This is a genomic window from Algoriphagus winogradskyi, assembly GCF_900182815.1.
GTDB classification, from domain to species: Bacteria; Bacteroidota; Bacteroidia; order Cytophagales; family Cyclobacteriaceae; genus Algoriphagus; species Algoriphagus winogradskyi.
Map to the genome: position 1 here is coordinate 24,214 of NZ_FXUA01000007.1, position 11,340 is coordinate 35,553.

Genomic DNA, 11,340 nt, shown 5'->3' on the forward strand with positions numbered 1-11,340 from the left:
CATGAGCAATGAGGCCTCAACATTTGAAGCATTTAAGCTAAATAGACAGCTATTGAATGCCGTGGCGGACGCCGGATATGTTCATCCTACCCCAATTCAGGAAAAAGCAATTCCTCTTGCTCTTGCTGGTCACGATGTATTAGGTATCGCTCAGACAGGTACTGGTAAGACTGCTGCCTATGTGTTGCCGGTTCTAATGAAGGTGAAATATGCCCAAGGGGATCATGCCAGAGCAGTAATTTTGGCACCTACTCGTGAGCTAGTAATGCAGATCGAAGAAGTGGTGGTTCAAATGTCAGCGAATACGGACCTGAGAATGGTTGCGCTTTATGGCGGTTTGGGACCAAAAACTCAGATAGAAATCCTAGAAAAAGGCGTGGATATCATCGTTTCTACCCCGGGGAGATTTCTGGATATTTATAGAAAAGGAAAAATCCTGACCAAAGAAATAAAAACCATGGTGCTGGATGAGGCTGACAAAATGATGGACATGGGCTTTATGCCTCAGATCCGATCGATTTTGGAAATCATTCCTAGAAAGCGACAGAACCTACTTTTCTCCGCGACTTTTGGAGAACGAATCGATCGCTTTGCAGCGGAGTTTTTGGAATTTCCGGAAAGAGTAGAAGTTACTCCTCAGGCTACTACGGCTGAGACTATTGGTCAGGTGAAATACTTGGTTCCAAATATTAAGACCAAACTTAGTCTTCTTGCTCATCTCTTTAAAAATGAAGAGATCAATAGAGCCATCATTTTTACCAGATCAAGAAGAAATGCAGAAGAGGTTTTCGCCTTTTTGAGTCATAGAAGTTATGGCGAAGTTCGGGTGATCCATGCCAATAAAGGACAGAATACAAGAATCAATTCCATTGAGGATTTCAAAGGCGGAGATGTTCGGATTTTGGTGGCGACAGACGTTGCTTCCAGAGGATTGGATGTAACAATGGTATCTCACGTGGTAAATTTTGATGTGCCGTTGATCTATGAGGATTATGTGCATAGAATAGGGAGGACAGGAAGAGCGACGAATGAAGGAAAAGCAATCAGTTTCGTGAATCCTGCCGAGGAATATCACTTTGACAAGATCGAGGAGATCATCAGAATGAAAGTTGAAGAGGCTGAAATTCCTTCTGAAGTGGACATAACGCCGACTCCCTATGAAGAAAAACAAGCCTATGCGCGTGAATTGGATCGTTTACTCCAACGCGATAATCCTGATTACAAAGGAGCTTTTCATGAGAAAAAGGAACATAAAAAGCCGAACCCGCATCTAGAGGCACAGGAGAAAGAGAAAAAGCGTGGCAATAAAAATTCCAAAGCCAAGACCAATAGAAATCAGCTGAAGACCAAGCATCAGAAAAATAAGGGGAAATAGCCTATAACTAAGAAAGGTTAATTTTCTCTAAAACTAATCTCCATCTGTTTGAAGTTTTATTTGTAATGATAAAATTTGAGATGTGAGATTAGTTTTATTTTTTGTTTTTGTCAGTGCTTCCCTTCAGGCACAATCTTTTTTGGTTCCATACAACCATCAGCTACCCGATTCAAGGAAAATCGAAATTCAGGTTGAGTTCTTAAATGAGTTTGATGCAGAAAAGGAAACGGTATTTCTATTAGAGGATGCTTTCGATGAACTTTATATGCCTTTTCATGAATTGCTGGATTTCTCTGAGTCCAATAATTTTGTTTTGATCAAGGGGAGAAAGGATAATGAGGAGCTAAAAAGAGGCGTGATGCTTTCTGGAAGTCTAGATTATCAATTGGCTTACACCCTTTATAATCAAGATCAAGTAGCTCGTGATATAGAGGTAATTAGGCAGGAATTACTCGGGGAAGAGCAAGTGATTTTGTTGGGATATTCATCTTCAGCCATGGTGTTGCAGCATTACCTTTCCTTGTTTCCTCAGCATGTAAGCACAATGATCAGTGTTAATCCCTTGGTTTTTGACGTTCAAAAGAACATGAGTTTTCCTTCCTCAGGATTAACCTTTCAAGGTTTGACACTTAATGATGAGTAGAACTTTGATTTCAGTTATTATGCAAATTTCTACAATGTAAATTTGGGGCGAAAGGCCGCTGCGAAGCACAATCTGATTGAGTTTATGATTTTTCAGGATGTGCTGAAGGGGTTGGCTTCTACCCAAGATTCTGCAACAAATATCCCATTACTTGTGCGGGCATTTGAACATGCTATAGCCGTCTCGGGAATGCAAGATTCTTCTCAAAAGATCAATCCAAACTTAGAAGTACTGAAAACATTGAGTAATCCACTTTGGATCACCTATCAAAATGACAACTTCGATTTCTATGGAACCAACTACGATCGATTGTTGGGATTTGAGGGGAAGATGATTCTGATTGGAGGAGCTTTTGACCATTTGATTTACTCCAAATCATACGATGTGCTCGCAGAGTATTATACTAATTGCACGTTGCTCTTACTCAGAGATGGTCATGGATTTCAGCAAGCTTTAGGGCTTTCTGCCTTCAATGACTTAATAAATGCCTTCATTAGCAATGATACTTCAGGAAAGATTGCAGCTTATAAAAAGTTGTCTGATGATACCTTCATCTTCGAAAAATATTATGAGGGTGACTTTAAAGTGCCACCTCTTTTTTGATCTATAATATGATTTCCTAAAAAAGAAAAACCAGTTCAAATAGAACTGGTTTTTCTTGAAATTTGCCGGCTTTTATACAGTAATTTAAATCCTACTATCGCTATAATTAAACACAAAGGAGAAAAGAATAAGGTGTCTGTTTTCGCAAATTCTGATGATTTAATTTGCTTGAAAAAACCAATGTATTTGAAATCACCCAAAGCTCTCAACCCAAAAATTAGTGGGACAGCCCAAAGCCCAATTATTCTAACCCAAAACGGTAATTTGCGATTTGCCGAAATGAAGGTTATCCAGTAAAATGCTGCGAATAGAGTTAGTCCAGACCCAACAATTATGCTGTCAAATGTCTGCGGACTCAGCATTTGCTGCCCTTGTTCATTTGTAGGTATGACACTTTCAAATCCCCAAACCCCTCCACTTGCCCAGTAAAAATGAATTAAAGCAAGAATAGAAAAGATTACAATTAAAAGTATGGCTAGAGTTGATTTCATAATCATGAGCTATTATTCTACTCATTTATTCTTTTCCATATAATCCACAACGAAATAACTCAAGGTTCGCATTCCTAGCACAAATCCACCTTCGTCGATATAGAATCCAGGCGTATGATGCGAAGGTGTAGTCAATGGGTCACCACCTTTTTTCATGCCTCCTAGAAAGATAAACACACCCGGCTTTTCCCTCTGGAAAAAGCTAAAATCTTCTGCACCTGTCACCGGGTTCAAATAAATTAAATTCTCTGCTCCTGCTGCAGCTTCCAACGATGGAAGCATTTCCTTTGTCAAATCTGGATGATTGACCGTGGAAGGATATAGTTTCTCGAGCTTCAAGTCAACGGTAGCGCCTGCGCTTTCAGCAATATTAGTTACGATCTCATTGATCCGCTTATGTACCAGCTTTTGCTGCTCATCGCCAAATGTTCTTACGGTACCTATCAATTTGACTTCCTCTGGGATAATATTATGACGAATACCGCCGTGGATCGCTCCGATTGTGACTACAGCAGGATTTTGGGTGACGTTTACACTTCTGGAAAGTATAGTCTGAAGTCCCATGATGATCTGTGAACTAGTGACTATTGGATCCACACTTGACCAAGGATAAGCGCCATGTGCTTGTACACCTTTGACGGTGATTTCCAGATTGTCTACTGCTGCCATGATCGGTCCAGATCTATAACCGATTTTTCCTACTTCGGTTTGGGAATTGATATGCAAGCCGAAAACGGCATCCACGTCATCCATCACGCCTTCTTTTACCATTAGCTCAGCACCAGCTATATCTGCATCAAAAACTCCTTCTTCTGCTGGTTGGAAAAGAAATTTCACTGTGCCTTGTAGTTCGCCTTTCATGCTGGCCAACACTTCTGCCACTCCCATCAATATGGCGACGTGAGAATCATGGCCACAGGCATGCATTACTCCGGTTTCCTGACCATTGTAAGTTGCTGTATTTACAGATTTAAAAGGCAAATCATTGCGTTCGGTGACTGGGAGCCCATCCATATCTGCCCGAAGCGCGACTGTAGGTCCAGGCTTTCCACCTTCCAACACACCAACTACTCCAGTTACAGCTACATTTTCAGTCACCTCAATTCCAAGAGAGCGAAGATGGTCTGCTATTTTCTTTGCAGTGCGAAACTCCTGATTTCCCAGCTCAGGGTGCATGTGAATATCCCTGCGCCACTCGATCACTTTGGCTTCAATTGCGTTTGCTTTTGTGTCGATAGTTGAGCGGAGTGCTGTTTGTGCCAAAAGCGTTTCTGTTCCTACGAACATTGACACAAAAAACAGTGAGTATAAAAGGTATTTCATGGTTGGTGCTATGTATTGGTATTTATCAAATTTAGAAAAATGTGCTAATGCTCAAGCTTTTTCAAAGCCAAATGCTTAAAAGTCTTATTGAAAAGAACTATTTCAATTCAAATGACTTTGTATAGAACAATCATATAATAAGAATCTATGCAACTCAATAATCAAATAGCTGTAGTAACTGGCGTAAGTAAAGGTATAGGACTGGAGTTAGTAAAATTACTGCTTGAAAAAGGAACTGTAGTCGCTGGCTGGGGGAGAAATGCACCAGACTTTCAGCATGAAAATTTCCATTTTTTTAGCTGTGATGTGGCAAAAGAAGAGTCAGTCGAAAATGCGTTTCAAGCAACTACTGGAAAACTTGGAAAAGATATTAGAATCCTTGTAAACAATGCTGGATTTGGGGTAGCTGGGGATACAGAAACTTTCTCCTCAGAGGACTGGAAAGCCATGTTTGACACCAATGTTCACGGGATTTTCTATACCACCAAGCGCTTGATTCCTGGTATGAAAGCTGCAGATGAAGGACATATTTTGAATGTGGCATCTATCGCAGGATTGAATGGAGTGAATAAGTTTGCTGGATACGTAGGTACCAAGCATGCAGTGAGAGGGATTTCCCATTCACTTTATATGGAGCTAAGAGATTTTGGTATTAAAGTATCCACGATTTATCCTGGCTCAATTCAAACCAATTTTTTCGACGATATACAGGGTGTAGACGCTAATGAAAATATGATGAGGCCAATCGATGTGGCGACCACTATGGTACAGACTTTAGAAACTCATCCGAACTACTTTGTGGCTGATGTGGAATGCAGACCTTTGAGGCCAAAAGGCAAGAAATAAGAATATACTGTAAAAATAATTCAAACACCGATGAGTATTTTAAAGAGGCTCATCGGTGTTTTTTATGAGATTTATTGTGGTTTTAGAAGCCAGAAAATAGCCATTTGGCATGCTTTAAAATTGTTTTGAGCTAGTTATGTGTTTATTTTGAAAAATATCTTTTGAGCTATGAAAAAAACAAATCTGATAATTCTACTGATAGTCCTTTTAGGTGGTGCATCCTACATGGGGTATTTGTCTCAACTAGGAACTTCCGCTGAAGCTGCTATTCTCACTGCTCCAAGCGAACTGCCAGACTTTACCTTGAATGATATCAATGGAAAGGCTACCTCAATTCACGGAGTGGCGGGGGCAAAGCCGACACTATTCATTTACTACAACTCCACCTGCCATCTTTGCCAAGAGGAACTCGGGAATATTTCCAAAAGAATTGAAGAGTTTAAGGACTACAACTTAATTCTAACAACGGTGCAGCCTATGGAGGAAATGATAGGTTTTGCAGATGGTCTAGGAATTAAGGACAAGAGCAACGTTCATTTTTTACTTGATTCTGAAATGAAAGTAGCTAGTTTCTATCAAGTAAGAAGTGTGCCTTCAATTTACGTTTATGATGGTAAAAAGCAATTGGTTGCCGAATATGTAGGGATCACCAAGATTGAGCTTTTACTTGAGAAATTGAGCGCTGGTAAATAATTCGGGGTGGTAATTCTGATTTTGGCTAGATTATCAAAATCAGAATTGCCCCTTTTTTTCGTTAAGTAAGTCAATCAAGTCTTTGCAAATGAAAGCTACATTTTTTCCCTACTTTTGAATGACTAAAAAAGCCCAATGTCTCTAGAAGTACGCCAGCTCACCAAACTTTACGGAACACAAAAAGCACTTGATGAAGTGTCATTTTCGGCTACACCGGGAAGGATACTTGGTTTTTTGGGACCAAATGGAGCAGGGAAATCAACCACCATGAAGGTGATTACTGGTTACATTTCTGCCAACTCTGGCGGAGTTACTGTGATGGGAAAGGATGCTGTGAATTCACCGAAGGAAGTGAGTAGACTCATTGGCTACCTGCCTGAGCATAACCCCTTATATCTTGATATGTATGTGCGGGAATTTCTGGAATTCTCCGGAGGCTTATATGGAATGTCTGGTCAAATCTTAAAATCCCGAACCAAGGAATTGCTTCATCGCACCGGACTAGAGCCGGAGCAGCACAAGAAAATAGGACAACTTTCCAAAGGTTATCGGCAGCGGGTAGGACTTGCGCGAGCTTTGATCCATGATCCTCAAGTGATCATTTTGGATGAGCCGACGACTGGTCTCGATCCAAATCAATTGGTAGAAATAAGAAGTCTGATTCAAGAAGTGGCAAAGGACAAAACGCTTATTCTTTCCACGCACATCATGCAGGAAGTAGAAGCTATTTGCCATGATGTGGTGATCATTAATAAAGGGAAAATCCTTGCTTCAGATTCACTTAGTAGGTTGAAATCTGGAACGAATGAAGTTCAATTGATTCTGGAGACAGAGGAGGAGTTACAGCTGGAGTGGTTTGAGAATGTTGGCACTGTGATCTTTGGTTCCAAAGGAACCTCAGAGCTGATGATTTCTTGTCAAGATGCAGCTTTAGGAAGGAAAGCTGTGATGAACATCGTGCAGGAGCGCTCCTTGAACCTGATTAGTTTGAATCAGAGTAAAAAGAATTTGGAACAGATTTTTAGAGAGATCACTAGATGAGCAGCCTTTTTCTAAAAGAATTCAATTCATTTTTTGGTAGCCTGTTAGGTTACCTAGTGCTATCCTTATTCTTGGTGGCTTTAGGGTTGATCGTCTGGGTTTTTCCGGAAACAAGCGTATTGGAATATGGATATGCAGATCTTGAGGCACTTTTCACTTATACTCCCTATGTATTTACCTTTCTGGTTCCGGCCCTCTCTATGCGAGCTATCGCTGATGAGCTCAAAACCGGAACTTGGGAGCTTTTAAGAACTTCACCACTGTCGTTGGTGCAGATTATTTTGGCCAAATACCTAGCCTTGCTTTGTCTGGTTCTGGTAGCGCTTGTACCAACTTTGCTTTATTTCTATAGCATTATACAACTTGGTGATCCTGTAGGAAACCTTGATCAAGCTGGTTTTTTTGGCTCTTGGATAGGTTTGATTATGATAGGAGCGGTTTTCGCTGCAGTTGGCTTATTCGCGAGTGCTCTTACTTCACAGCAAGTAGTTGCTTTCGTGTTGGGTGTGTTTTTATGTTTTGTCTTGTATTTTGGATTCTCGGCATTGGCGGATATGCAGCTTGGAAATATTTCCTATTGGGCAGATGAAGTGAGCTTAAGTTTTCATTACATCAATTTGAGTAGAGGGGTGGTTGATTCGGCAGATCTATTCTTTTTGTTCGGGATGATCTGGTTGTTTTTGGGCGGTGCAGTATTGGCTTTGAGAAATAAATGAAAAACGCCGCTTTACATATTGCTAAGCCTTGGTTGATACTTTTCGGAGGTGTTTTGTTGTTTGTCTTATTGGCTCAATTCCTGAATTTCAGAATTGATCTTACTGAGGAAAACCGTTATTCTCTGCATCCTGCTACAGAAGAAGTGCTTTCGCAAATCACCGAACCGCTTCACGTGGATATTCTTTTGGTGAGTGAAGACCTTCCCGGCGGCATGCGGAGATTGCAAAAATCTATTGAGGAAACGGTTCGCACCTTTAATGCTTACAGTCCTGAGAAAATCACTTTTTCTTATTTTGATCCATTAAGCATAGAAGCTGATCTGCAGGAGGAATTTATACTTTCCTTAACTCAGTACGGAATTAACCCTACCAATCTCTCTGTCAATAAGCCTACTGGTTTGCAGACGCAACTTATTTTCCCGGGTATTCTTGTCAGCAATGAAGAATATGAAACGGGAGCATTAATTCTCAAAGGAGAGCGCGGAATGAGTCCAGATCAAACTCTAAATCAATCCATTGAGAATTTGGAGTTCGAGTTAAGCAATGCGATCCGGCAATTGATTTCCCCTGAGTCTTCCTCGATTGCCATGATTATGGGCCATGGAGAAATGGGTTCGGATGAAGGCTACGGCATGGTAGAGGCTTTGGATGGTGATTTTGAGTTATTCAAGGTGCCGCTTGAGCAAGCGAAAACACCAGCAGATTTAGCTGGGTTTGAGATGATTTTTATCCAAGGACCTAAGGAAGCATTTACCGAACGTGAGATTTACCTGCTTGATCAATACGTGATGGGAGGCGGAAATCTCGTGGTATTGCTAGACGGCGTGGCTGTCGATATTGAGAATGCTGGAGGTGAAGGCACATTAGGAATGCCTGTAGATGTAGGTTTGGATCAGCTTCTTTTCCGCTATGGAATACGTGTGAATAAAGATTTGATTCAGGACTTGAACTTTGGCTACATTCCTGTGATGGGAGGGAATTTCGGAGATCAGCAGCAGATGGTTTCTTTGCCTTGGCCATTTTATATTTTGGCTGGTAGGATGCAGGAGCATGCGATTACCAAAGGCTTGGATGTGGTTGAGTTTCGATTTGCTAGTAGCCTTGATACTGTGAAAGCTGATGGAGTAACTAAAACACCTTTGATCTTTAGTTCTGATTTGTCACGTATTTTGCAAGCGCCCGTGCGTGTGGCTTTTGCAGATATGGAGCAGGAGCCTGATGTGAAGCAATTTGGGCTAAGAAATTTACCACTTGCCTATTTATTGGAAGGGGAATTCACTTCCTTGTACAAAAACCGTTTCCTACCAGAAGGCTTTGCGAAAGCAGATTTTAAGGAAAGTGGTAAAGGAAAAGTGGTCGTAGTAGGTGATGGTGATGTTTTTCAAGCATTAACAAATCTGGAGGATGGAACGCCTTTGGCCTTGGGCGAAGATCCCTTTAGTCAGACGACTTTTGCAAATAAGCTTTTCCTGAAAAACCTAGCACAATATCTTGCTGATCCGGAAGGAATTATTGCCTCCCGTACCCGATCTTTTCAGATTCGTCCTTTGAATAAGGCTAAGATTGCGCAGCAAAAGGCATTCTGGCAAGGATTGAATGTGCTAGCACCGGTGATTGTTTTGGTGATTTTTGGAGGATTGGTGTGGTGGATTAGAAAGAATAAGTATAGCCGCAGAATAAACTGAGTCAAAAAAATAGGTTCTATTTCATTATTTTGTCAGAGATTCATTTATACGACGGTTCGAATTAGAATTTATTTATAAATTTACCCCCATTCAAAAGTAAAAATATATTAAGCCCTACGATATGAAATCGAGCATGACTAAACTTCTCAGATTGGGATGTTCATAATCTATGCGAGATTCCATATGACCTTCAATAGAAAAATTATAATCATATGAAATTTATTGTTTCCTCTTCTGCATTATTAAAGCAGCTTTCGGCTATCAATGGTGTGGTGACAACCAATCCCGTAGTGCCAATTTTGGAAAATTTTCTTTTTGAGATCAAAGAGAGTCTATTGACCATTACCGCATCTGATTTGCAGACTTCTATGATTACTGAAATCAACGTGGAGGCTAAGGAAGATGGAAATATCGCGGTGCCTGCAAAGATTTTGATCGAGACGTTGAAAAACCTACCAGAGCAGCCGGTTACTTTCAGCATTGATCATGATACTTACGCGGTTGAGATCAGTTCTGACAATGGTCGATATAGATTGGCTGGTGAGAATGCAACTGACTTCCCGAAAATCCCAACTGTAAGCAACGCTACTTCTGTAGACATGTCTACTGAGGTGCTTTCTTCAGCTGTTTCTAACACGATCTTCGCAACTAGTTCAGATGAACTTCGTCCTGCAATGACTGGTGTTTACATCAATCTAAGCCCAACAAATACTACCTTCGTAGCAACTGACGGACATAGACTGGTAAGATACAGAAGAGTAGATATCGCTTCACAGGATGCTGCTACGTTGATTATTCCTCGTAAAGCATTGAACCTTTTGAAGTCAACTTTGCCTTCAGAAAATCTTCCGGTAACTGTAGAGTTTAATCAGTCAAACGCCTATTTCAACTTCAATAACATCAAGATGATTTGTCGTTTGATCGACGAGCGTTTCCCTGATTACGAAAATGTAATTCCTGCGGAAAACCCGAACGTGATGACTATTGACCGTTCAGAATTGTTAAGTTCACTTCGTCGTATCGCGATTTATGCAAATAAAACAACCCATCAGGTAAGACTGAAATTGACGGGTAGCGAATTGATGATTTCTGCTGAAGATCTTGATTTCTCTAACGAGGCGAACGAAAGACTTTCCTGTGAGCACGATGGAGAGGATATCGAAATTGGATTCAACGCGAAATTCCTGGTGGAAATGTTGAATAACCTTTCTTGCAAAGAAGTTAGCTTGAAGTTCTCTGCGCCTAACCGTGCAGGTTTGATCCTTCCGGCTGAGCAGGATGAAAACGAAGACATCCTAATGCTAGTAATGCCTGTGATGTTGAATAACTACGTATAATAACCACAAACCATAAAACGAAAAGCCCGAAGATTCCTTCGGGTTTTTTTATGACCTTTGAGGTTTGGAATACCTCGAAGGTCTTGATTAGTTGAACCACAATGCGCAGGGAGGTTTTCGCAGAGAGCACAAATGCGATTCAATGATCCTTTCTGGCGCAATTCTTTAGCTTGTGCCCTATGAAATTTAGTATTCTGACCCTCCTATATGCTTCACTTAATAGAAGTCTGAAGACTTGATTTTGGTAGGTCCAAGTCATGAGATTTGAACCAATTTACTAAATCCACTATTCAATCAAAACCTTTGAGGTCTTGAAGACCTCAAAGGTTACAATTAACCTTTCTTCGCATCACGCAAAGACTTCAAATACAAACCTTCCACTCTCTCTCTAGCCCATGGAGTTTTGCGAAGAAATTTCAAACTAGAATTAACCGAGGGATCATGTGTGAAGCACCGAATAGTTATCCGCTCACCAAGTTCCTCCCATCCATAGAACTCTACCAGATGCTCGACCATATCTGCAAGCTTTACGCCGTGAAGTGGATTGTTGGGTTGTGACTCAGGAATAGGATTGTCAGACATTTATT

At 40.8% G+C, this 11,340-nt stretch carries 12 protein-coding genes; 9 read left to right on the plus strand and 3 right to left on the minus strand.

Annotated features, from left to right (window positions below):
- Nucleotide 1 precedes the first annotated feature (1 nt).
- The 3 genes from QOL76_RS16425 (at nt 2) to QOL76_RS16435 (ending at nt 2,621) form a co-directional block, all read left to right on the plus strand.
- Nucleotides 2-1,375 carry a DEAD/DEAH box helicase gene (locus QOL76_RS16425; protein ID WP_283414070.1) on the plus strand — a complete coding sequence of 458 codons (1,374 nt, stop codon included), beginning with the start codon at nt 2-4 and terminating at the stop codon, nt 1,373-1,375.
- Nucleotides 1,376-1,457: 82 nt separating this feature from the next.
- Nucleotides 1,458-2,018: an alpha/beta fold hydrolase gene (locus QOL76_RS16430; protein WP_283414071.1), complete on the plus strand. Its 561-nt coding sequence runs from the start codon at nt 1,458-1,460 to the stop codon at nt 2,016-2,018.
- Between the two features lie 42 nt (nt 2,019-2,060).
- Entirely contained in the window at nt 2,061-2,621 is a 561-nt protein-coding gene (locus tag QOL76_RS16435) for a hypothetical protein (RefSeq protein WP_283414072.1), read from the plus strand.
- Nucleotides 2,622-2,656: 35 nt separating this feature from the next.
- Here QOL76_RS16435 and QOL76_RS16440 read toward each other — a convergent pair whose 3' ends face one another.
- Both QOL76_RS16440 and QOL76_RS16445 read right to left on the minus strand, forming a co-directional pair.
- Nucleotides 2,657-3,112 carry a DUF3995 domain-containing protein gene (locus tag QOL76_RS16440; protein WP_283414073.1) on the minus strand — a complete coding sequence of 152 codons (456 nt, stop codon included), beginning with the start codon at nt 3,110-3,112 and terminating at the stop codon, nt 2,657-2,659.
- Nucleotides 3,113-3,133: 21 nt separating this feature from the next.
- Entirely contained in the window at nt 3,134-4,435 is a 1,302-nt protein-coding gene (locus QOL76_RS16445; protein ID WP_377919237.1) for an amidohydrolase, read from the minus strand.
- A gap of 147 nt (nt 4,436-4,582) precedes the next feature.
- Between QOL76_RS16445 and QOL76_RS16450 the strand changes: the two genes are divergently transcribed.
- The 6 genes from QOL76_RS16450 (at nt 4,583) to dnaN (ending at nt 10,753) form a co-directional block, all read left to right on the plus strand.
- The gene (locus QOL76_RS16450; RefSeq protein ID WP_283414074.1) at nt 4,583-5,281 is read left to right on the plus strand and encodes an SDR family oxidoreductase; all 699 of its coding nucleotides are present in this window, start codon (nt 4,583-4,585) and stop codon (nt 5,279-5,281) included.
- Between the two features lie 168 nt (nt 5,282-5,449).
- The gene (locus QOL76_RS16455; protein ID WP_283414075.1) at nt 5,450-5,974 is read left to right on the plus strand and encodes a peroxiredoxin family protein; all 525 of its coding nucleotides are present in this window, start codon (nt 5,450-5,452) and stop codon (nt 5,972-5,974) included.
- A 135-nt stretch (nt 5,975-6,109) separates the two neighbouring features.
- On the plus strand, nt 6,110-7,015 hold the full coding sequence (gene gldA, locus QOL76_RS16460; protein ID WP_283414076.1) for a gliding motility-associated ABC transporter ATP-binding subunit GldA: 906 nt from the start codon (nt 6,110-6,112) through the stop codon (nt 7,013-7,015).
- The gene (gene gldF / locus QOL76_RS16465; protein ID WP_283414077.1) at nt 7,012-7,731 is read left to right on the plus strand and encodes a gliding motility-associated ABC transporter permease subunit GldF; all 720 of its coding nucleotides are present in this window, start codon (nt 7,012-7,014) and stop codon (nt 7,729-7,731) included. Before gldA ends, gldF begins: the two co-directional genes overlap by 4 nt.
- The gene (gene gldG, locus QOL76_RS16470; RefSeq protein ID WP_283414078.1) at nt 7,728-9,416 is read left to right on the plus strand and encodes a gliding motility-associated ABC transporter substrate-binding protein GldG; all 1,689 of its coding nucleotides are present in this window, start codon (nt 7,728-7,730) and stop codon (nt 9,414-9,416) included. The genes gldF and gldG overlap by 4 nt, the downstream gene beginning before the upstream one ends.
- Before the next feature lie 212 nt (nt 9,417-9,628).
- On the plus strand, nt 9,629-10,753 hold the full coding sequence (dnaN, locus tag QOL76_RS16475) for a DNA polymerase III subunit beta (RefSeq protein WP_283414079.1): 1,125 nt from the start codon (nt 9,629-9,631) through the stop codon (nt 10,751-10,753).
- A gap of 333 nt (nt 10,754-11,086) precedes the next feature.
- Here dnaN and QOL76_RS16480 read toward each other — a convergent pair whose 3' ends face one another.
- Entirely contained in the window at nt 11,087-11,335 is a 249-nt protein-coding gene (locus QOL76_RS16480) for a VF530 family protein (RefSeq protein ID WP_283414080.1), read from the minus strand.
- Nucleotides 11,336-11,340: the final 5 nt, after the last annotated feature.